18 protein-coding genes are annotated in these 20522 nt (G+C 67.9%); 7 read left to right on the plus strand and 11 right to left on the minus strand.

The window, feature by feature from the left end; all coding sequences use genetic code 11:
* Positions 1-117: 117 nt before the first annotated feature.
* The 3 genes from E6C76_RS02810 to E6C76_RS02820 are packed head-to-tail and all read left to right on the plus strand — an operon-like array spanning position 118 to position 4467.
* Positions 118-2493, plus strand: coding sequence for a TonB-dependent siderophore receptor (locus E6C76_RS02810; RefSeq protein WP_136346731.1), 2376 nt, complete (start codon positions 118-120; stop codon positions 2491-2493).
* A gap of 6 nt (positions 2494-2499) precedes the next feature.
* A complete protein-coding gene (locus E6C76_RS02815; RefSeq protein WP_168734220.1) occupies positions 2500-3480 on the plus strand; it encodes an alpha/beta hydrolase in 981 nt (326 codons plus the stop codon).
* Between the two features lie 27 nt (positions 3481-3507).
* On the plus strand, positions 3508-4467 hold the full coding sequence (locus E6C76_RS02820; protein WP_168734221.1) for an alpha/beta hydrolase: 960 nt from the start codon (positions 3508-3510) through the stop codon (positions 4465-4467).
* A gap of 14 nt (positions 4468-4481) precedes the next feature.
* On the opposite strand, the gene E6C76_RS02825 is transcribed toward E6C76_RS02820, so the two are convergent.
* The 11 genes from E6C76_RS02825 to E6C76_RS02875 all read right to left on the minus strand — a co-directional run bounded on the left by E6C76_RS02825 (position 4482) and on the right by E6C76_RS02875 (position 13218).
* Positions 4482-5729 (minus strand): ATP-binding protein, encoded by a 1248-nt coding sequence (locus E6C76_RS02825; RefSeq protein WP_136346734.1) that lies wholly within the window; start codon positions 5727-5729, stop codon positions 4482-4484.
* A 139-nt stretch (positions 5730-5868) separates the two neighbouring features.
* On the minus strand, positions 5869-6624 hold the full coding sequence (locus tag E6C76_RS02830; RefSeq protein ID WP_136346735.1) for an ABC transporter permease: 756 nt from the start codon (positions 6622-6624) through the stop codon (positions 5869-5871).
* Positions 6624-7862, minus strand: coding sequence for an ABC transporter substrate-binding protein (locus E6C76_RS02835; protein WP_136346736.1), 1239 nt, complete (start codon positions 7860-7862; stop codon positions 6624-6626). The genes E6C76_RS02830 and E6C76_RS02835 overlap by 1 nt, the downstream gene beginning before the upstream one ends.
* A gap of 70 nt (positions 7863-7932) precedes the next feature.
* Positions 7933-8775, minus strand: a complete 843-nt coding sequence (locus tag E6C76_RS02840; protein ID WP_136346737.1) for an ABC transporter ATP-binding protein — start codon at positions 8773-8775, stop codon at positions 7933-7935.
* Complete coding sequence (locus E6C76_RS02845; protein WP_136346738.1) at positions 8772-9863, minus strand: acyl-CoA dehydrogenase family protein; 1092 nt, start codon at positions 9861-9863, stop codon at positions 8772-8774. Before E6C76_RS02845 ends, E6C76_RS02840 begins: the two co-directional genes overlap by 4 nt.
* Positions 9860-10420 carry a carboxymuconolactone decarboxylase family protein gene (locus E6C76_RS02850; protein WP_136346739.1) on the minus strand — a complete coding sequence of 187 codons (561 nt, stop codon included), beginning with the start codon at positions 10418-10420 and terminating at the stop codon, positions 9860-9862. The genes E6C76_RS02845 and E6C76_RS02850 overlap by 4 nt, the downstream gene beginning before the upstream one ends.
* A gap of 167 nt (positions 10421-10587) precedes the next feature.
* Positions 10588-11199, minus strand: a complete 612-nt coding sequence (locus E6C76_RS02855) for a hypothetical protein (RefSeq protein WP_136346740.1) — start codon at positions 11197-11199, stop codon at positions 10588-10590.
* A gap of 52 nt (positions 11200-11251) precedes the next feature.
* The gene (locus E6C76_RS02860; RefSeq protein ID WP_211090083.1) at positions 11252-11842 is read right to left on the minus strand and encodes an SCO family protein; all 591 of its coding nucleotides are present in this window, start codon (positions 11840-11842) and stop codon (positions 11252-11254) included.
* On the minus strand, positions 11839-12195 hold the full coding sequence (locus tag E6C76_RS02865) for a hypothetical protein (RefSeq protein ID WP_136346741.1): 357 nt from the start codon (positions 12193-12195) through the stop codon (positions 11839-11841). Before E6C76_RS02865 ends, E6C76_RS02860 begins: the two co-directional genes overlap by 4 nt.
* Before the next feature lie 34 nt (positions 12196-12229).
* Positions 12230-12694 carry a copper chaperone PCu(A)C gene (locus E6C76_RS02870; RefSeq protein WP_136346742.1) on the minus strand — a complete coding sequence of 155 codons (465 nt, stop codon included), beginning with the start codon at positions 12692-12694 and terminating at the stop codon, positions 12230-12232.
* A gap of 38 nt (positions 12695-12732) precedes the next feature.
* Complete coding sequence (locus E6C76_RS02875) at positions 12733-13218, minus strand: hypothetical protein (protein ID WP_136346743.1); 486 nt, start codon at positions 13216-13218, stop codon at positions 12733-12735.
* Positions 13219-13625: 407 nt separating this feature from the next.
* Between E6C76_RS02875 and E6C76_RS02880 the strand changes: the two genes are divergently transcribed.
* From E6C76_RS02880 to nosZ, 4 genes are all read left to right on the plus strand, one after another.
* Positions 13626-16163 carry an ATP-binding protein gene (locus E6C76_RS02880; RefSeq protein WP_230976141.1) on the plus strand — a complete coding sequence of 846 codons (2538 nt, stop codon included), beginning with the start codon at positions 13626-13628 and terminating at the stop codon, positions 16161-16163.
* Positions 16160-17290: an ATP-binding response regulator gene (locus tag E6C76_RS02885; RefSeq protein ID WP_136346744.1), complete on the plus strand. Its 1131-nt coding sequence runs from the start codon at positions 16160-16162 to the stop codon at positions 17288-17290. The genes E6C76_RS02880 and E6C76_RS02885 overlap by 4 nt, the downstream gene beginning before the upstream one ends.
* The gene (locus tag E6C76_RS02890) at positions 17287-17943 is read left to right on the plus strand and encodes a response regulator transcription factor (RefSeq protein ID WP_136346745.1); all 657 of its coding nucleotides are present in this window, start codon (positions 17287-17289) and stop codon (positions 17941-17943) included. Before E6C76_RS02885 ends, E6C76_RS02890 begins: the two co-directional genes overlap by 4 nt.
* 275 nt (positions 17944-18218) lie before the next feature.
* Positions 18219-20504, plus strand: a complete 2286-nt coding sequence (nosZ, locus tag E6C76_RS02895; protein WP_136346746.1) for a Sec-dependent nitrous-oxide reductase — start codon at positions 18219-18221, stop codon at positions 20502-20504.
* Positions 20505-20522 lie beyond the last annotated feature (18 nt).

Genomic DNA, 20522 nt, shown 5'->3' on the forward strand with positions numbered 1-20522 from the left:
AGCCGGCGGCGCCGCGCGCGGGCGGAAATTTCCGTGGTGCGTGAGGGTAATTTTCGTCTCGTTCGTTCTGCGGGTTGAAGTCTCCTTTTTTCAACCCGAACAGGAACACGCCCCGCCATGAAGCTACGCAAACCTCTGCTGGCCGCCGCTGTCCTTTCCCTGGGCATGCATGCCGCCACGGCATCTGCCGCAGCGTTCGAACTGCCCGCCCAACCCCTCGACCAGGCCCTGGGCGAGTTCGCCCGCCAGGCCGGCCTGCAACTGCTGGCTTCTCCATCGCTCACCCAGGGCCTGCAAGGCCGTCCCGTCGCCCGCACCACCAGCGTTTCCGGCGCATTGGCGCAACTGCTCGCCGGCACCGGGCTGCGCGGGCGGGTGGAGGGCGACACCCTGATCATCGAACGCGCCGGGGGCGAGACCGTGCTGGAGGTGGTGTCGGTGACGGCGCAGGGGCTGGGCGGCGCCCACGATGCCTCGCCCATCGCCACGCGCAGCTATGGCGCCAGCAAGACCGATACGGCGATCGTCGAGATCCCGCAATCGGTTTCCGTGGTCACCCGCCAGCAGATGGACCAGATGGGCGCGCAGAGCGTGGAGCAGTCCGTGGGCTATCTGGCCGGGGTGGGCACGGGCATCTACGGCAAGGACAGCCGCGTGGATGAAATCTGGGTGCGCGGCTTTCGCACCGGCAGCTTCGCCAACAACATGTACGTGGATGGCCTGCGCCCGCCGGGCAGCAGCGCCGGTGCCGCCGCGCTGTCCACGCGCTTCGACAGTTATGGCCTGGAGCGCGTGGAAGTGTTGCGCGGCCCCTCGTCCGTGCTGTACGGGCAGGTGACCCCCGGCGGCCTGGTCAACATCCGCAGCAAGCGGCCGCCGCAGGAAGCGCAGCGCCAGGTGGGGCTGCAGACCGACAGCGAAGGGCTGATCCGCGCCAATGTGGACATCGGCGGCCCCATCGACGAAGAGCGCACCTGGCTGTACCGGCTGGTCAGTTCGGCCTCGCGTACGGACACGGAGGTCGATCACGTCGAACTGAAACGGGTTTTCTTCAACCCCAGCCTGACCTGGCAGCCCTCCGCGCGCACTTCCGTGACCATGCTGGTCAATTACCAGCGTGATCGCGGCGGCGCCACCTGGCAGCGCCTGCCGGTGGTCGGCACCTACCTGGATTCGCCCTACGGCAAGGTGCCGCGCAGCTTCTTCCAGGGCGAACCGGACTTCGACCGCTACGACCGCGACCAGATCGCCATCGGCTATTCGCTGGAGCAGTTCATCGGCGAATCGGTCAAGTTGCGCCAGAACGTGCGCTACATCGAGGTGGACATGAACTACGACAGCGTGGCACGCCGCACGCTGGGGGCCGACGGGCGCACCCTGACGGGCAACGCGGAATCGCACGAAAACCACAGCAAGGGGTTCAGCGCGGACACCAACCTGCTCTACGCGCTGGAAACCGGCGCGGTCGCGCACATGCTGCTGGGCGGGTTCGACTATCAGAAGACCGATATCGAACTCGCCTCGGCCACCGGCACGGTCGGCCCGCTGGACCTGTACGCGCCGGTATACGGCTCGCCCGTGGTGATCGGCGAACGCACGCCCAACTCGGAGAGCGGCCGCATCCAGTCGGGCGTCTATCTGCAGGATCAGATGTTCTGGAACAACTGGACCTTGACCGCCGGTCTGCGCCACGACTGGGCCAGGACCAGGACGGTAGCGCTGCGCAGCAACACGCGCACCAGCGAGTCCACCGAGGCCACCACCGGCCGTATCGGGGTGACCTATCTGTTCGACAGCGGCGTGGCGCCGTATGCGAGCTATTCGACCTCCTTCGTGCCGTCCAGCGGCGAGGACTATCACGGCAAGGCCTTCGATCCGGTGGAAGGCAGGCAGATCGAGCTTGGCATCAAATACCAGCCGCCCGGCAGCCGCAATCTGGTGACGGCCTCCCTCTACGAGATCACCCAGAGCAACATCCTCACCCCCGACCCGGACCCGACCCATACCTGCAATGGCGGCCTGTGCCGCGTGCAGACCGGCGAAGGCCGGGTGCGCGGCTTCGAGCTGGAAGGCAGCTACGCGCTGACCAGGACGCTGAGCATCAGCGCTTCCTACACCTACATGGATACCGAGGTCACCGAGAGCAACAGCACCGACCTGGGCAAGCGCCTCGCGCACGTGCCGAAGGAAATGATGGCGGCGCGCTTCGACTGGCGCGCCGCGCGCGGCCTGAGCCTGGGCATGGGCGCGCGCTACACGGGTTCCTCCTACGGCGACAACGCCAACACGCTGAAAAACGCCTCGCGCACGCTGGTGGACGCCTCGCTGCGCTACGATCTGGCGGAACTGGATGCCAGCCTGCGCGGCCTGCACCTGAACGTGAACGCCAGCAACCTGTTCGACAAGGAATACGTCACATGCAACAGCCTCACCTCGTTCTGCTTCTATGGCGCGGGCCGGCTGGTTTCCGCCACCCTGAGCTACGACTGGTGAATGGCCATGAGCCCGGTTGATCTCCTCAAACGGCGCGGCGTCCTGCTGGGGCTGTCCGCGTTGGCACTGCCCCGGCCCCTGCGGGCGCAGACTGCCGCCGGCGCGGCCGAAAGCGCGGAAAGTGTGGAAAGCGCCCGCCCGCGCCGCGCCAGCCAGACGCCCGCCGAAACGATCGTCGATGAACGGGTGGAATCCTTCACCCTCAACAGTTCCGCGCACAGCGGCGAGCCGTGGCGCATCCATCTGGCCCGGCCGCGCGGCGCGGCGCCGGCGGCGGGCTACCGGGCGCTCTACCTGCTCGACGGCAACGCCAGCTTTCCGCTGGCCTGGCACGCCCTGGCCGCGCTGCGCGCGGCGCGGCCGGCGCTGGCCGAGGCGCTGGACCGGCTGGCGCTGGTGGGCATCGGCTACCCGTCCGGCCTGCGCATCGACACACCGCGGCGCTACCACGACTTCACCCCCTACACGGCCGAGGAGTTCCGCCGCGCGCGCGGCGTCGATCTGGCCACCGGCGGGCGGCAGGTGTTTCTGGACTTCCTGGCGCGGGACGTCCGCGAAGCCATCGCCCGGCGTTTGCCCATCGACCCGCAGCAGCAAACCCTGTTCGGCCATTCGCTCGGCGGCCTGTTCACCCTGCACGTGCTCTACAACCGGCCCGAGCTGTTCCAGCACTACGTGGCCACCGACCCCTCCTTCTGGTGGAACGGCTCGTCGGTGCTGCAGGAACAGGCGGCTTTTGTGGCGGGCGCGCGGGCGGCAGGGGGAAAGCTCGCCAGCCCACTGCGGCTGCTGGTGGAAAACGCCGGCGCCGACGCGGAACGCGCCGCCCGCCCGACCCCCGCCGCCAGCCTGGCGGGCCTGGACGGCCTGCGGGTGTGGCACCGGATCGTCGCGGGAGAAACCCACGGCTCGCTGATCGGCCCGGCCGCGGCCGACGCGGTGCTGTTTGCCGTGGACCAGGTGCCGGAAGGCGCGCAAAGGCTTTGACGGATGCCAGGAAAAACAACCGCCCGGATGTTCCGCCGCATCGACCGCCGCACGGCCCTGCTGGGGCTGGCGGCAATCGCGGGTTCGGCCTTGGCGCGGCAAAACCCTGCCGGCGCCGCAACGCCGCGCCAGCAGGCCGCGCTGCCGCCGGAACAGATCCGGCACGAACGGGTAGAGCAGTTCCTGCTGGGCGGTTCGCGCCACGCGGGCGAACCCTGGCGCATCCACGTGGCCTGGCCGCAGGGCGAGCCGCCCGCGCAGGGCTATCCGGTCATCCATCTGCTCGACGGCAATGCCAGTTTTCCGCTGGCATGGCATGCGCTGCAGGCCATGCAGCGCAGCGACCCGCAGGGGGCCACGCAACGGGTGGTCCTGGTCGGCGTCGGCTATCCGGCCGAGGTGCGTTTCGATGTGGAGCGCCGCTATTTCGACCTCACGCCCCCCACCGCCAGCGAGTACCTGCGCGGCGCCATCCGGACCGGCGGGCAGGACGTTTTCCTGGATTTCATCGAGCACGACCTGCGCCCGGCCATCGCGCGGCGCATTGCCGTCGACCCGCAGCGGCAGGCGCTGTTCGGCCATTCGCTGGGCGGCCTGCTGGCGCTGCACGCCTTGTACACCCGCCCGTGGATGTTCCAGACCTGGATTGCGGCGGACCCCTCCATCTGGTGGAACGGCGCTTCCATCCTGCACGAGGAAGCCGCCTTCCTGGCCGGCGTGCAGGCTGCCGGAGGCCGCCTGACGCAGCTGTTGCGGCTACTGATCGAGCAGTCCTCCGGCCAGGACGCACGGCAGCAACGGGCCGGCGCCGGCGAATCCCGCCCGGACATCCTGGGCAGCGCCCGCCGGCTTGCCCGCATCGACGGCCTGGACGTGTTTTTCCATCGCTTCGCCGATGAATCGCATCCTTCCATGCTGGGACCCTCCATCGGCGACGGGCTGCGGTTTTTTCTGGGCCAGGCGCCCGCGCATTTGCGGCGCGTTTGAATTTTCCGGATGGGCTACGGAACATCAACGCCCCACAGGGAAGACAGCGGCGCGGCCCACAGGCCCTTGCCCAAGGGCAAGGTTTCCTTGCCGTCGTAGAGCAGCACACCCATCCTGAAGCGGTCGCCAGCCAGCCCGGCGAGCTTGCGCAGACCACGCAAGTCGCTTTTCTGCACCGTTGCCGAGGCCTTCACTTCGACCCCGACCAGGTCGCCGACGGTGTCCTCGATGACGAAATCGACTTCCACCTTGTCGGCATCGCGGTAATACATCAACTGGTAGTCGCCGTTCGCCCACGTCATGTGCTTGAGCAGTTCACCAAAAACGAAGGACTCCAGGACATGGCCAAAACGGGCGCGATCCCGGGTCACGCGCTCCTCGCCAAGATCCATCAGCGTTGCCAGCAAACCGGAGTCGATGAACTGCAGCTTCGGCGTTTTCACCATGCGGCTGAGCTGGTTGCGTGCCCAGGGAGCGATCCGCTTGAGCAGGTGCATCTGCTCGAACACGCCGACGTAGCGTGACGCCGTCTTGCCGTCCAGGCCGATCTGTCCGCCCAACTGGGAGTAGTTGCACATCTGCCCGGCAGTCTGCGCCAAGGCTCGAAGGAAGCGCGGCAACTGTTCCAGGCGCTCGATGCCGGCGATATCCTGGACATCGCGCTGAATGATGGCGTCGATGTATTGCCGCGTCCAGGCCACGCGCCTGCGCGGGGAGTTTCTGGCAATGGCCTCGGGATAGCCGCCACGCAGCACCCGTCCGACCAGTTCGTCGCCCAGCGCAAACATCTTGACCTCGGGCAGCGCACCGCCGAATGCGGCATCGACCCAGTTTGTCGCGCCCCCCTCGATTTCACCTTGCGCCAACGGTAGTAGAGACAGGGTTTCCATCCTTCCGGCGAGCGAGTCGGCCACGGTCGGCAGCGTCATCGGATTGGCCGAGCCTGTGAGCAGGAAGCGGCCAGGGCGGCGATCTTCATCAATGCTGGCCTTGATTGCCAGCAGCAATTGCGGCGCACGCTGGATTTCGTCGATGACAGCCCGGTCCAGGCTGCGGATCATCCCGGTCGGGTCTTCGCGGGCAGACAGCAGCGTCAGTTCGTCATCGAGCGTGAGATAGCGAAATCCCTGCCCGGTGAACTGGCGTACCAGTGTCGTTTTGCCGGCTTGCCTGGGGCCGGCAAGCAACACCGCCGGCGTGTCGAGCAAGGCCTCGGCAATGCGAGGGGCAATCCAACGAAGGTAGAGCGCAGCGGAATCCATGCCTGAACTCTACCGTAAATCCCGGAATCAATGAGCGTAAAATCCGGAATGGTTTCTCGTAAACTTCGGAATAAATTCCCGTAAATTCCGGAATATTCCTCATTCGTAAATGTTGAGTGAATGCAGCAGGCAAGCGTGCTCAGCGGCCGTGCAGCCACCGCCGGTGCAGCCAGCGCGCCGCGTGGTCGAGCAGGAAGCCCAGCGCGCCCACCAGCACTACGGCGGCCATCAGTTCGGCGTAGGCCAGGCGGTCGCGCGTGTCGAGGATGAAGTAGCCGAGGCCGGCATCCACGCCGAGCATTTCCGCCGGCACCAGGATGATCCAGATGATGCCGATGGCCAGGCGCACGCCGGTGAGGATGTGCGCGGTGATGCCGGGCAGGATCACCCGCGTGATGGTCTCGAAGCGCGTGGCGGACAGGCTCTTCGCCAGCAGCAGCCAGTTGCGGTCGAGCTGGGCGACGCCGGCGGCGGTGTTGAGCAGGATGGGCCACACCGCCGCGAAGGCGAGCAGGAAATACACCGGCGCGTCGCCGATGCCCAGCACCATGACCGCGATGGGCATCCACGACAGCGGCGAGACCATGCGCAGGAACTGGAACAGCGGCCCGGTGGCCTGGGCGAACAGCGCGGAGATGCCGGTGAGCACGCCCAGCGGCACGCCGATGGCGATGGCGAAGGCCAGCCCCACGGCGACGCGCTTGAGGCTGACCGCCACGTGTTCCCACAGCAGCGCCTCGCCCAGCAGCCCGGCCAGCGCGCGCAGCGCGCCGAGCGGGGCGAAGTGGCTGGCGATGGGGATGCTGCGCGCGAGCAGCGCGGCGCCCAGCCACCACAGCGCCAGGGCGGCGGCGAGGCCGCCCAGGGGCAGGAGGAAACGCAGGCGCGGCGGCATCAGACCACGATCACTTCTTTGCGGGCGAAGTCCGCCGGCAGGTCGAACACCGCCGGCCCGCCCAGGTCGGCGATGGCCTTGCGCACGAAGCGGTCGTCCACCAGGTCGCGCGCGGCGAAGGCCGGGTCCAGTTCGCGCAGGAAGGCGTTGTCGCCTTCCACGTGCGTTTCGCGCAGCAGGCGCACCAGTTCCTCGGTGTAGGACGGGAAGGGGTAGGGCTGGAAGGTGATGCGGCGCTGGTGCCAGCCCTTGTTGTGCACCACGCCGCTGGCCTCGTAGCGCGCGTAGTCGGCGGTGGAGAACACCTTGGCGAGCGTTTCCACCGGATGCGGGGTGTAGCGCTCGGCGCCGGTGCTGGAGAGTTCCTTGGCGGTTTCCAGCTGGTTGTCGCGCGCCCACAGCTGGGCCTTGACGATGGCGCTGGTGACGCGCTGCGCCCATTCCGGGCGCTGGGCGATGTCGCGTTCGGCGAGGAAGGTGACGCAGCACGCGTGGTCCTTCCACACGTCGCCGGAGAAACGCAGGATCTTGCCCACGCCATTGACCTCGGCGGCGGCGTTGAAGGGTTCGGCGACGATGTAGCCGGCGATGGCGCCGCCGGCCAGCGCGGAGACCATCTCGGCGGGCGGCTGCACCACCAGGTTCACCTCGTTGGGCGCGATGTTGCCGCCGCGCGCGCGGCTCACCGGGGTGAGGCCGTTGGCGCGCAGGATCTGCTGCAGCAGGATGTTGTGGATGGAATACCAGAACGGGATGGCGAAGTTCTTGCCGCCCAGGTCGGTGACCTTGTCGATGTGCTTGGCCACCGTGGCGCCGGAGCCGTTGATGTGGTTCCAGGCCACCACCTTGGCGGGGAACTTGGTGCCGTAGCGCACCCACAGGGTGGACGGCGAGAGCAGGTGGATGACATTGACCTGGCCGGCGACGAAGGCTTCGACGATCTGCGCCCAGCTGCGGAACAGGCGCGGCTTCTCGGTGCTGAGCCCTTCGGCCTCGAACAGCTTGCGCGCGTGGGCGATCAGCAGCGGGGTGGCGTCGGTGATCGGCAGGTAGCCGATCTTCACCGGCACGTCGTCGCCGCGCGCGCTCTGCGCCAGCGCGTCGCCGGCACGCAGGAAGGGCGCGGCGACGGCGGCGCTGGTGAGCGCGGAGAGGCGCAGGAAGTCGCGCCGGGTCAGGCCGCAGCCGCAATCGGGGGTGGCGCAGACGTGGGGACGGTCGGATTTGCGATAGCTCATGGTCGGAACCTCTTGCGGGTTGAATGGGCGAGGCGTGCGGAACGGGGAGTCAGGGGGGATGGCCGGCGCGTCAATCGACGCCGGCCGTGGCTTGGGTGAAGGTGTCGCGCAGCGCGGCAAGGATTTCCAGGCGCAGCGCGGTGACCGCGCCGGGGTGGTCCTCGCGCGGACGGGGGACGTCCACCGTCCATTCGGCGAGGATGCCGCCGGGGCGGCCGCCCATCAGCAGGATGCGGTCGGCCACCAGGATGGCTTCGTCGATGTCGTGGGTGACCAGCAGCACCGCCGCGTGCCAGCGGTGCACCACGTCCACCAGCAGGTTCTGCATCTCGGCGCGGGTGATGGCGTCGAGCGCGGAGAACGGTTCGTCGGCGAACAGCAGTTCCGGCTCGCGCGCCAGCGCGCGGGCCAGCGCCACGCGCTGCGCCTGCCCGCCGGACAGTTCGGCCGGCCAGGCGTGTTCGCGCCCGGCCAGGCCCACGGCGGCCAACGCCTCGCGCACGCGGGACTGGCGGACGCCGGCGGCGATGGCCGGCTGGTGGCGGAAGTCCAGGCCGAAGGCGGCGTTGGCCTCCACCCGCAGCCAGGGCAGCAGGCTGGCGTGCTGGAAGATCAGCGCGCTGCGCGGGTGCGGGCGTTCCAGGGGTTGGTCGAGAAAGCGCACCTGGCCGGCGCTGGGCGATTCCAGCCCGGCCAGCACGCGCAGCAGGGTGGATTTGCCGCAGCCGCTGCCGCCCAGCAGCGCGACGATCTCGCGCCGGCGGATGGACAGCGACACCTCGGTGAACACCGGCAGCGCGCCGTAGCGGAAGTCCAGGCCGTCCGCCGTGAGCAGGCCATGGCTTGTCTCCGTGGCCGCTGCGGCGTCCGCGTCCGCCGCGTTGCCGGGGGCCGGGCGGGCGGCTGCGTTCATCCTTGCCCCTGCGCGGCGTGGCGCGCCAGTTCGCCCTGCAGCTGGGTCAGGCTGGGGGTGATGACCGGCACGAAGGCGCCTTCCACCCAGCGCCGCGCGAATTCGCGGTTCTGGTCGAGCAGGTAGGCGCGTCCGCCGGTGGCGTCCAGTTCCAGACCCAGTGCGCTTTGCACCAGTTCGGCCAGGCGGATGCGGATGCGGAACAGCGTGGGCGCATCGGCGACGAAGCGTCCGTCCGCCAGGCCGGCGTGCAGTGCAGCGGCCTGGGCTTCGACTTCGGCGGAAACTTCCGCCACCTTGGGCAGCACGATGGCGTGGGCGCTGCCGGCGCGCTCGCGCGCGGTGCGCAGGGCCACGCGCGCCAGGCCGATGGGCATGCCGAGCTGCAGCGCCAGGAAGGCCGGGCGCACGGCCGGGCAGAAGGTGCGCGCGTCTTCGTGGATGAGCCATTCGGGGCCGAGATCGACCGCGTCCACGTCGATGGCGGCGGTGTTGCTGCCGCGCAGCGCCACCAGATCCAGATCCGCGCTGCGCCGCACGCCGGGCTGGCTGTCGGCCAGGGCAACGATGGCTGCGCCGCCATCCTCGCGCTGCACGGCGGCGGCCGCGGCGAAACCGGCGTGGCGCAGGTTGGTGACCCAGGGCAGGCGGCCATCCACGCGCAGGCGGTCGCCCTGGGCGCGCGCCGTGAGCTGCAGCGCTTCGATGCCGGAGAGGTACTTCATCGCGTTCGACAGCCCGGTGGCGCCGGCGAAGCGGCCCGCGAGCAGATCGGCCAGCCAGCGTTCGCGCAGGCCCTCGTTGGGGCTGGCGAGCAGGTATTCGATGAAGGTGCGCTGGCCCCAGAACACGAAGGCGGCGGTGAGCGAGCGCTCGGCCACGGCGGCGATGGCTTCCAGTGAGTCGGAAGTGGTGCCGCCGCTGCCGCCCAGCGCGGCGGGCACGCCGATGCGCAAGAGGTCGCGGCGGCCCAGTTCGGGCAGCACGTCTTCGGCGTGTTCGGCGCTGTTGTTGAGCGCTTCGGCGCGCTCGGCGAACCAGTGCAGATCGGTGGCAACGGACGTGGAAATGGAAGCAGGGGCGTTCATGACTGGAAGACTCCGGGGCGGAAGGGCTGCAGTTCCGGGTTGATGTCGTTGCGCGCCAGGTTGTTGGCGAAGTTGCACAGCGTGGCGAGGCTCACGCCCAGCACCACTTCGAGCGCCTGCGCGTCGTCGAAGCCGGCGCGGCGGAAGTCCGCCAGTTCGCCGTCGCCCACGTTGCCGCGCGCGGCGATCACGGCGCGGGTGAAGTCGGCCAGCGCATCCAGGCGGGCGTCGCCGGTATGGCCGCGCAGTTGCAGGGCCTGCACCGTGGCCGGTGGCAGGCCGGCCTTCTTGAGCGCCAGCGCGCTGTGGCCGCTGACGCAGAATTCGCAGCCGTGCAGGCTGGCGGCGGTGATCTGCACCACCTCGCGCTCGGCCAGCGCGAGGCTGGCACGGCCGTTGATTTCGCCCACGGTGAGGTAGGTTTCCAGCGCCACCGGCGCGTTGGCCAGCACGGCGACCAGATTGGGCAGGAAGCCGTTGTTGGCGATCACCCGCTCGACCAGCGGGCGGGCGGCGTCGGGGGCGGATTCGGGGGTGCGCAGGGGAAGGCGGGACATGGCCGTGGAACGTGGTTGGACACGGGGCCATTGTCCACGGCCGGATCGGGGCGTTCTATGCCGCTACGTCGCGTTGTTTTGTCCGATCGTCCAGCGTGGGGAGTACGGTGCGGATGGAGGATTCCCGCGCGCCGTGGGGGCCGGGGTGGCGCGGCGCGCGGGTGGGTTCAGGGTTTCCAGGCGCAGCCGCTCAGGGTTTCGCCGTCGATGTGCCCCGTGGCGGACCAGCCCGAGGCGAAGCCCTGTTCCCGCTTCAAGCAGGTTTTCTTTTCCAGCGTCCATTGCCGGGCGCTGCCGTCGGTGGCGCGCAGATGGACGGCGGCGGCCGTTTCCACCCGGATGGGCGTGCGCAGGGCGGGCTGTTCGGCGCGTTCCAGGTGCATCACCTCGCCGACCAGATTCATGCGCCAGGCAGGGGAATCCCCCGCCGCCTGCCAGGCGCCGGTGGCGTGTCTCGGCGCGGGGCAGCGTGCCTCGGTGTGCGCGAAGTTCAGGCCGCGCATGCGCAGCGCGCCGCCTTCCGCGCTGCCGAACAGTTCCACGTAGAGCGGGATGTCCTGCGCCAGCCCGAGGGCGCGCAGCGCCGCGACGGTCTCGCCGCCGGGGGATTCGTCTTCCACCTGCACGTAGCTGCGTTCCCGGCAGGGCGAGAAGATCAGCCGTTCGCCGTGCAGGATCATCAGGCCGCGGGCGATGCTGTCCTGCGCCGGGGCGCTCCAGGCGGAAGAGTGGGTGAGCAGGCCGGCGGTGGCCAGGGCGAGAAGCAGGGTACCTTTCATGGGTGGGCTGGATCGTGGTGGAGGTTGGTGGGGCGCCGGGTGGGGGTGTGCGTCATTCGCCGGACGCGTAGGCGCGGATTTCTGCGGCGATCTGCGCCGGTGGGGTGCCGTAGGCGAACTTGCGCAGGAACAGCCCATCCTTGTCGAGCAGGTAGAGTCCCGCGGCGTGGTCCACCGCGTAGTTCTCCGGGTCGGGGCCGGTTTCCACGCGCGCATAGCGCACCCTGAAGTTGGCGGCCGCCCGCGCGACCAGTTCCGGGGAGCCGCCCAGGCCGAGGATGCGCGGATCGAAATACGCGGTGTAGGTCTTGAGGACTTCGCGGGTGTCGCGCTGCGGATCCACGGTGACGAAGAGGCCTTGCACGGGCAGGCCGTCCAGCTGGCGCAGGGCTTCGGCCATGTCGAGCAGGGTGGTCGGGCAGATGTCCGGGCAGAAGGTGTAGCCGAAGGTGATCAGCTGGAAGCGCCCGCGGAAATCCTCGTCGGACACCGCGCCGCCGTCCGGCCCGACCAGCAGGTAGCGGGCGCGCAGCGGCATCGGTTCGTCGAGCGCCCAGACTGGCGTTTCCGTCGCCTGCGCGAGGGCGGTGTACGCGAGCAGCGCCGCGCCCAGCAGGCGGCGGCCCCATTCCCGCCTGTTCATGGCTGTCCGCCCACCGCTTGCAGCAGGGCCTGGCGTACGCCCTCGATGCGTTCGGCCAGTGTGCGGCCGTCCGGGCATTCGCTGCCATTGCGGCCCATTTCGAGGAAGGCTTCGCTGGTGGCCTCTTCGAAGTATTCGCCGACGCCGCGCTCCTTGGGGGCGACTTCGATCATCAGGCTGCGCATGCGGGCGGAAAGCGCGCCCTGCCGGCAGGCCAGGGCGACGCCGTTGAGCTGGCCGAGATCGCGCACCGCTTGTTCGAGCGCGCCGGGGGATTCGGCATGGACGGGCGCCGGGCCGAGCAGCGCGGCGCCCGCGCAGAGGGTTGCCAGTAGGCGGATGGTGGGGTGCATGGCGTTCTCCTGCTGCAGGGAGGGGAAGGAAGGATCAGTGCCGGGGTGCGTGATCCGCGGTGGGGATCTGGCGCCGCACCGGCGCATCGACCCGCAGGCTGGCGCCGCCGTCGAAGTGCAGGGTGAGCGGAACGCTGTCGCCTTCGGCGAGCGGCGCGTGCAGATCGATCAGCATCACATGCAGGCCGCCCGGGCGCAGCACCGCCTCGCCGCCGGCGGGGATGTCGATGGCCTCGACGCGGCGCATCTTCATCATGCCGTCCTCTTCGTGGTGGGTGTGCAGCTCGGCCGTGCCGGCGGCCGGGGTGCTTGCCGCGACCAGCCGCAGGGCAGTCTGCCCGGTATTGCGCAGGGTCATGAAGGCCCCGGCCGCGCGTGCCGAGGGCGGCGGCTGGCGGACGTAGGGGGCGTCCGCGGTGATGGTGGCGGTACCGTCCGCCGCCCAGGCGAGCAGGGGCAGGGCGAGCAACAGGGAAAGGATCAGGTGTCGAAGGCGCATGGGGTAGCCTGCATGGAGAAGGAAGGTGGGGAAGGCGGTCAGGTGGGGGAGGCTTCCGGGCCGGGTGCCGTGTCGCCGTCGCCGGTGTGGAATTCGTAGGGGACCAGGATGCGCCGCGCCCTGGTGTGCAGGGTCAGCGTGGCGCGCCATGCCATTGGTCCGCTGATGCACGCCGGCAGTGTGGCGTCGGCTTCGTGGATGCCGTTTGCGCTGGCGGCCAGGGTGAGGCGGTTGGGGCCCATGTCCATGTCGACGCCGGCGAATTCGATGTCGACCCGATGCGCGGCAAGGCCCGTGGTGGCGACCCGGACCTGGAAGGGCCTCGCGGCAGGCGGTGGATGGGGGGTGAAGCGCAGCTCGATGCGGCCGCCTTCCGGCAGCACGGCGCAGAATCCGTCCGGCGGGGCGCAGCGGATGTCGGGGAGGGCGACGAGGTCGGGCTGCGGGAGCAGGTGGCCCTGGTACAGGTAGGCCGCACCGCCCAGGAAGATGGCCGCCGCCAGCGCGATCCACAGGGGACGCAAGCGTCGTCCGCCGATGGAACAGGAGGCGATCCGGGGTAGTGCTTGCCGCATGGCGATGGTTCTCCGCTACCGGGTATCCGGCGTACCGATGTCTCTGGCTCCGGCCGGCTGGCGCGGGGCGGGAGATCGATCCGGTTTCTCGGTCTGGATTGTGCGCACCGCCGTGCGCGAACCGTAAGGTGACGATTGCTGAAAGGTGCCGGTAAATAATTCCATGGCACCTTAGGAATAATCCTAAGTTTTTATTTTGATTGGTTTTTTAAGTGCGCCGACATTGATTTTCCGCATTGACGGGCCGATCAAAGGGGCGCAGAGTGCCCCCGGCGATTCGTCGCCGTCGCAACAGGCCTGTTCCCGTGAAAGTCATACCCGGACCTTTTCGCCCTCTTGCCGCATTCAAGGGGGTCGTGCTGTTCTCCCTCATCTGGACCGTGCTGGTGCTGGCTTCCCTGATGACCCAGCGCGAGCAGTTGAACCGTACTGCCGCCGAACTGGCGCGCATCGCGGCGGTCGCCAATCTCAAGAAGGACATGGCGATCCGCGAATGGGCTTCGTCGGTCAAGGGCATCTTCATCCGCGAAGAGTATGTGAAGGCGCTGCCCTCGCTCGACCAGGAGCAGCGTTTCACGGTCCTGGACCGCTCCGGCGAGCATTTCGGGCTCGTCCTGGTCACGCCGATGCACTTGCTGCTGGCGATCCAGGACATGTCGAACCAGAAATCCGGCTTTCACGAGCGCCTCACTTCCAAGCAGTTGCGCAACCGCGACAATGTCCCGGACGAGTGGGAGATCAAGGCGCTGGAGAAGCTGGAGGGGGGCTCCTCCGTGATCACCGAGACGCTGCCGCGGCGCGGCGGGCACGGACTCATGCGGGTGATGATTCCGATGCGCATGGAAAAGGAATGCCTGGAGTGCCACCGCGACACGCTCGTTCCGGTCGGCGGCCTGCGCGGCGGGGCGAGCATTTCCATCGATCTGAACACCTACCGGGCGGCGCAGGAGCCGACCTGGCGGACGATCCAGTACTGGCACGGGGGAATCTGGCTGCTGGGGATGGCCACCATCTATCTGCTGCACTGTTTCTCGCGCCGGCGTGCGGGGGAACTGCTCCGCCAGGATCAGGAGCGCCGCGAGAACGAAACCGCGTTCGCGGCGATGGCCGAGGGCGCGGTGATCACCGATGCGGACGGCACCATCCTGTGGGTGAACGACGCCTTCTGCGAGATCACCGGCTACCCGCGCGAGGAGGTCATCGGCGCCAATCCGCGCATGCTCAAGTCGGGCATGCACGACGATGACTTCTACAGGGAGATGTGGGCGCGCCTGCGGCGCGACGGGCTGTGGCGCGGCGAGCTGTGGAACAAGCGCAAGACCGGCGAGGTGTACCCGGAGGAAATCTCCATCCAGGCGTTGCGCCAGGCCGACGGCAGCATCCGGCGCTACATCTCGATCTTTTCCGACATCTCCCAGCGCAAGAAGAACGAGCGCGAACTGGCGGCCTACCGCGAGCACCTGGAAGAGCTGGTGCGCCAGCGCACCGAGGAACTCACCGTGGCGCGCGATCAGGCCGAGGCCGCCAACCGCAGCAAATCCACCTTCCTGGCCAACATGAGCCACGAACTGCGCACGCCGCTCAACGCGGTGATCGGCTTTTCCAAACTGATGGAAAAGGACGCCGCGCTGTCGCCGGAGAACCGGCGCACCCTGGCGACCATCAACCATTCGGGCCAGCACCTGCTCACGCTGATCAACGACGTGCTGGAGCTTTCCAAGATCGAGTCCGGCAAGATGGCGATGCGCCCGGAGGAGGTCGATCTGGTCGAACTGCTCAAGCAGGTCACCGAGATGATGCGCCTGCGTGCCGAGGAGCAGGGGCTGAGCCTGCATCTGCTGACCGAGGCGGTGCCCGCGCTGGTGCTGATCGACCCCGGCATGCTGCGCCAGGTGCTGCTCAACCTGCTGTCCAACGCGGTCAAGTTCACCGAGCGCGGCGAGATCACCGTGCGGGTGCAGGGCTACCCCGTCTCCAGCGCGTCGCAGCGCCTGCGCTTCAGCGTGCGCGATACCGGCATCGGCATCAGCGCGGAGGACCAGCGGCGCATCTTTTCCTCCTTCGAGCAGGTTGGTTCCGTGCATCGCGCCGGCACCGGGCTCGGCCTGACCATCAGCCGGCGCTACGTGCGCATGATGGGGGGCGAGCTGGCGGTCGAATCGCGGCCGGGCGAGGGGGCCGACTTCCGTTTCTCGGTCACCGTGCCGGTGGTCCACGGCGAGCCGCTGCGCAGTGCCGGCGAACCGCTGCCGGCCGGCTGCGATCTGCAGCGTCCGGCGTCCGTGCTGGTGGTGGATGACACGCCGGAAGGGCGCTTCCTGGTGCGGGCGATTCTCGAACCGTTCGGCTTCCAGGTCGAGGAGGCGGGCTCCCTCGAACAAGCCTGGTCGGCGGTGGAGAACCAGAAGATGGATCTGGTGCTGCTCGACTGGTATCTGCCCGACGGCGAAGGGCTGGAACTGATCCGCCTGTGCAAGACGCTGGGCGGGGACTGCCCGGCGATCGTCATGCTGACGGCCAATGCCATGTCGGAAAGCCGCGAGGCGGCGCTGGCCGCCGGGGCCGACGCCTTCCTGAGCAAGCCTTTCGATGAAGGCGGGCTGCTGCGCCTGATCGACAAGGTGCTGGTGCCCAGGCGCCCCTGTCCGCGCCAGGCCGGTCCGCAGCAGGGCCTTGCGCAGGACATGCGCGGACTGCTCGATGCCCTGTCGGCGGAAGAGCGCGAGTGCCTCGTGCGCGCGGCGATCTCGCTGAACCGCGAGGAGATCGATACCGCCATCGCGGCCATCGCCGACAAGGTGCCCGCGGTCGGCGAGGCGCTGCTCTCGCTTTCCAGGGAGCGCCGTTATCAGCAGCTTTGGGAGGCACTCGGCCTGGAGGGAAGCGAATCATGAACGACCGCGCCGCGCTGCCTGTGGAGCAGGCGGAAATACTCATCGTCGATGACACCATCGGCTCACTCAATCTGCTGGGCGATCTGCTGTCCGGCGCCGGCTACACCGTGCGCGCGGCGCAGGACGGGCGCATGGCGCTGCGTTCGGCGCGCGCCCGCCCGCCCGAATTGATCCTGCTCGATGTGCGCATGCCGGGCATGGATGGCTACGAACTGTGCCGCCTGCTCAAGCAGGACCCCCAGATCGGTGACATTCCGGTGATCTTCCTGTCCGCATTGCATGAAACCGGCGACATGGTGAAGGGCTTCTCGCTGGGCGCGGTGGATTACGTCGCCAAGCCCTTCCAGCCCGACGAGGTGCTCGCCCGGGTACGCACGCACATCGAGCTGTACCGGCTGCAGACGCGGCTGGAGGAGCGCGTGGATGAACGCACCGAGCAGTTGCGCCGTTCCGAGTGCGCGCTGCGCCACTCCCAGGAGCGCCTGCGCGAACTGACCCGCTTTCTGCAGAACGTCCGCGAGGACGAGCGTACCTCCATCGCGCGCGAACTGCACGACGAACTGGGGCAGGCGCTGACCGCGCTGCGCATCGACCTCGGCTGGCTCCGCAAGAAGTGCACCAGCGCGGGGGGAGATTGCAGCGAGCGCATCGGCGGCGCCTACACCCTGGTCGAGCGCACCATCGAATCGCTGCGGCGGATCTCCGAAGGGCTGCGCCCCGGCATGCTCGACGTGCTGGGGCTGTGCGCGGCGCTCGAACACCTGGTCCGGCAGTTCGAGACGCGCGCGTCCATCGCCTGCACCTTCCGCGCGGACCGCGACGAATACGACCTGGATGCCAGCCAGTCCATCGCGGTGTTCCGCCTCGTGCAGGAGGCGCTGACCAACGTTTCCCGGCATGCGCGGGCGACCCACGTGGAAATCCGCCTGGAAGAACGGGGCGGGCAACTGCACCTGCTCATCCACGACAACGGCGCGGGCTTCGATCATCACGCGCCGAAAAAGGGCTTCGGCCTGCTCGGCATGTCCGAGCGGGTGAGCATGCTGGGCGGAGAAATGAACGTCGATGGCAGCCACGGCACCCGCATCGCCGTGGTGCTGCCCCTGAATACTGGAGACAAGCGATGATCCGCATACTGATCGCCGACGATCACGACATCCTGCGCGCGGGCCTCAAGCACATCCTGAGCGAGTCCGGCGACATCGCCGTCGGCGGCGAGGCCTGTAACGGCGCCGAGGCGATGGTCAGGCTGCGCGCAGGGCAGTGGGATGCCGTCGTGCTCGACCTGAACATGCCGGGGCGCAACGGCATCGAACTGATCAAGCAGGTGAAGAGCGAGTTTCCGCGCCTGCCCATCCTGGTGCTCAGCATGTACCAGGAGGACATCTACGCGGTGCGCGCCCTGAAGGCCGGCGCCTCCGGCTATCTGTGCAAGGACAATGCCGAGGCGCTGCTCGCCGAGGCCATTCGCAAGATCGTCGGCGGCGGCCTGTTCATCAATCAGAGCGTGGCGGAGAACCTCACCCGCGACATGCTCCAGGGCCGCCATACGCAACTGCCGCACAACCGGCTCACCGACCGCAACTACCAGATCTTCCTGATGCTGGTGCAGGGCATGGGCGTGTCGGAAATCGCCAAGCGGCTCAGCCTGAGCGTGAAGACGGTGAGTACCCACAAGGCCAACATCCAGCTCAAGATGGGGCTGGGCAACACGGCGGAACTGGTGCGCTACGCCATCCAGCACCACCTGATCGAGAACGACGTACCGCTTTCGGAATAGCGCCCGCGCGCAGCGGGGCTGGGTGGTGCGCATGCGAATCTTTCCTCCCCCGCAAGGGGGAGGGAGCAGGGCCGTGCCCGCCGGCGCGCGAACTCCCTAGGAACATTCCTAGCTCCCCACTCCCCGAATCCCAGCGCGCATATCAGGATTCGTCACCTGTTGGCGTTCCGACCCGCGGCGCAGAATTCGTCCGAGATTACCGCATAAGTAATGTTGCGACCGCGCGGTGATCGGGAAAAGAAGCACCTTCTTCTTTCTCTTGGGGAGAACGAACAATGAAAAGCCTGGCAGTCAAGGCAACGGCAGTGTTGCTGGCGACAGGAATCGGGGCGGGGGCGGCGTGGTCCGCCGAGTCCCTGCAGGACGTCATGAAACGGCGAGGGCTCAGCCAGCAGGATCTGATGGCGGCGGCCAAGACCTACACGCCCACCGGCAAGCGCGATGAATTCCTCGCCTTCAGTTCCGGCGGCCAGTCGGGGCAGATTCTGGTGTACGGCATCCCCTCGATGCGCATTCTCAAGTACATCGGGGTGTTCACGCCCGAGCCCTGGCAGGGCTACGGCTACGACGAGGAATCCAAGGCGGTCCTCCGCCAGGGCTGGATCGACGGCAAGGAAATCACCTGGGGCGATACTCACCACCCGGCGATTTCCGAGACCCAGGGGCAGTACGACGGCCAGTTCCTGTTCATCAACGACAAGGCCAACCCGCGCCTGGCGGTGGTCGACCTGCGCGACTTCGAGACCAAGCAGATCGTGGTCAACCCGATCTACAAGTCGGAGCACGGCGGCGCCTTCGTCACCCCGGACACCGACTACGTCATCGAGGCCGCGCAGTACGCCACGCCGCTGGAAAACCAGAAGTTCTATCCGCTGGAAGAGTTCAACGAGAAGTATCGCGGCGGGGTGACCTACTGGAAGTTCGACCGCAAGGCCGGGCGCCTCGACCCGTCGAAGTCCTTCTCGCTCGAACTGCCGCCGTACTCGCAGGATCTGTCGGACGCCGGCAAGGGGCCGTCGGACGGCTGGTCGTTCACCAACTCCTTCTGTTCCGAACGCTACGTGGGCGGCATCGAGAAGGGTCGTCCGCCGTATGAGGCCGGCTGCTCGGCCAAGGACACCGACTACCTGCACGTGGTCAACTGGAAGAAGGCCGCCGAACTGGTCGCCCAGGGCAAGGCGAAGAAGATCAACGGCCACGACGTGCTGATGATGGAAACCGCGGTGAAGGAAGGCATCCTCTTCCTGATCCCCGAGCCCAAGTCGCCCCACGGCGTCGACGTGACCCCCGACGGCAAGTTCATCATCGTCGCGGGCAAGCTCGACACCCACGTCTCGGTGTATTCCTTCGACAAGATCCAGGCCGCCATCAAGGCCGGCAAGTTCGAATCGAAGGACCCGTACGGCATCCCGGTGATCGGCATGAAGGACGCGCTGCACACCCAGGTGCCGCTCGGCCTCGGGCCGCTGCACACCCAGTTCGATGCCAAGCAGTGCGTGGCCTACACCTCGCTGTACGTGGACTCCCAGGTCGCCAAGTGGGACTTCTGCGAAGGCAAGGTGCTCGACAAGATCTCCGTGCACTACAACATCGGCCACCTGATGACCATGGAAGGCGATTCGGTCGATCCCAAGGGCCGCTACCTGGTGGCGCTCAACAAGCTGTCCATCGACCGCTTCAACCCTGTGGGGCCGCTGCATCCGCAGAACCACCAGCTCATCGACATCAGCAACGACAAGATGCAACTGCTGTACGACATGCCGTTGCCGCTCGGCGAGCCGCACTACGTGGTGGCCATCGAGGCGTCCAAGCTGAAGCCGGGCGTGCGCTACAAGGTCGGCACCAACAGCCGCACCGACGAGCCGCATCCGGGCAAGGTGCGCGCCGGCGAGGAGCGCATCGAGCGCGACGGCAACAAGGTGACGGTGTACGGCACGCTGATCCGCTCGCACATCACCCCCGAGACCATCGAGGTCGAGGTCGGCGACGAGGTGACGATCAACCTGACCAACCTGGAACGCGCGCAGGACGAGACCCACGGCTTCGCGGTATCGACCTACAACGTGCATGCCTCCATCGAGCCGGGCAAGAGCGTGTCGGTGAAGTTCAAGGCGGACAAGGAAGGCGTCTATCCGTACTACTGCACCGAGTTCTGCTCCGCGCTGCACCTGGAGATGCAGGGCTACCTGCTGGTCAAGCCGAAGGGCTGGAAGGCCACCACGAAGGAAATCGCCAAGGCGGCCTACACCGAAAGCGACTACCAGACGACCTTGAAGAAGGTGGTCGATACCCAGGCGGTGATCGACTCGGTGGTGGCCTTCATCACCAGCACCAACTACAAGGACTTCCCCGACGTGGTGAACATGGTCGAGGACGCCACCGACCAGCTCGGCAAGGCGGCCGACGCCAAGTCCCGCCACGAGGCCGCCGCGGCCAAGCAGGACTGGGAGCAGGCCAATCTGTGGGCCGAGCAGGTCTGGCAGTACCAGGTGAAGGCGGCCGACATCGGCATCCGCGCCAAGACCTACCTCGAACAGAACGGGGCCAAGAAGATCCAGTGATCGGCTGATGCCCGCCGG

The organism is Pseudothauera nasutitermitis (genome assembly GCF_004801295.1).
Taxonomy (GTDB): Bacteria; Pseudomonadota; Gammaproteobacteria; order Burkholderiales; family Rhodocyclaceae; genus Pseudothauera; species Pseudothauera nasutitermitis.

Bases quoted from the DNA above. Each gene is read 5' to 3' on its own strand.
- E6C76_RS02810 (WP_136346731.1), top strand. From the start codon at position 118: ATGAAGCTACGCAAACCTCTGCTGGCCGCCGCTGTCCTTTCCCTGGGC.
- E6C76_RS02815 (WP_168734220.1), top strand. From the start codon at position 2,500: ATGAGCCCGGTTGATCTCCTCAAACGGCGCGGCGTCCTGCTGGGGCTG.
- E6C76_RS02820 (WP_168734221.1), top strand. From the start codon at position 3,508: ATGTTCCGCCGCATCGACCGCCGCACGGCCCTGCTGGGGCTGGCGGCA.
- E6C76_RS02825 (WP_136346734.1), bottom strand. From the start codon at position 5,729: ATGGATTCCGCTGCGCTCTACCTTCGTTGGATTGCCCCTCGCATTGCC.
- E6C76_RS02830 (WP_136346735.1), bottom strand. From the start codon at position 6,624: ATGCCGCCGCGCCTGCGTTTCCTCCTGCCCCTGGGCGGCCTCGCCGCC.
- E6C76_RS02835 (WP_136346736.1), bottom strand. From the start codon at position 7,862: ATGAGCTATCGCAAATCCGACCGTCCCCACGTCTGCGCCACCCCCGAT.
- E6C76_RS02840 (WP_136346737.1), bottom strand. From the start codon at position 8,775: ATGAACGCAGCCGCCCGCCCGGCCCCCGGCAACGCGGCGGACGCGGAC.
- E6C76_RS02845 (WP_136346738.1), bottom strand. From the start codon at position 9,863: ATGAACGCCCCTGCTTCCATTTCCACGTCCGTTGCCACCGATCTGCAC.
- E6C76_RS02850 (WP_136346739.1), bottom strand. From the start codon at position 10,420: ATGTCCCGCCTTCCCCTGCGCACCCCCGAATCCGCCCCCGACGCCGCC.
- E6C76_RS02855 (WP_136346740.1), bottom strand. From the start codon at position 11,199: ATGAAAGGTACCCTGCTTCTCGCCCTGGCCACCGCCGGCCTGCTCACC.
- E6C76_RS02860 (WP_211090083.1), bottom strand. From the start codon at position 11,842: ATGAACAGGCGGGAATGGGGCCGCCGCCTGCTGGGCGCGGCGCTGCTC.
- E6C76_RS02865 (WP_136346741.1), bottom strand. From the start codon at position 12,195: ATGCACCCCACCATCCGCCTACTGGCAACCCTCTGCGCGGGCGCCGCG.
- E6C76_RS02870 (WP_136346742.1), bottom strand. From the start codon at position 12,694: ATGCGCCTTCGACACCTGATCCTTTCCCTGTTGCTCGCCCTGCCCCTG.
- E6C76_RS02885 (WP_136346744.1), top strand. From the start codon at position 16,160: ATGAACGACCGCGCCGCGCTGCCTGTGGAGCAGGCGGAAATACTCATC.
- E6C76_RS02890 (WP_136346745.1), top strand. From the start codon at position 17,287: ATGATCCGCATACTGATCGCCGACGATCACGACATCCTGCGCGCGGGC.
- nosZ (WP_136346746.1), top strand. From the start codon at position 18,219: ATGAAAAGCCTGGCAGTCAAGGCAACGGCAGTGTTGCTGGCGACAGGA.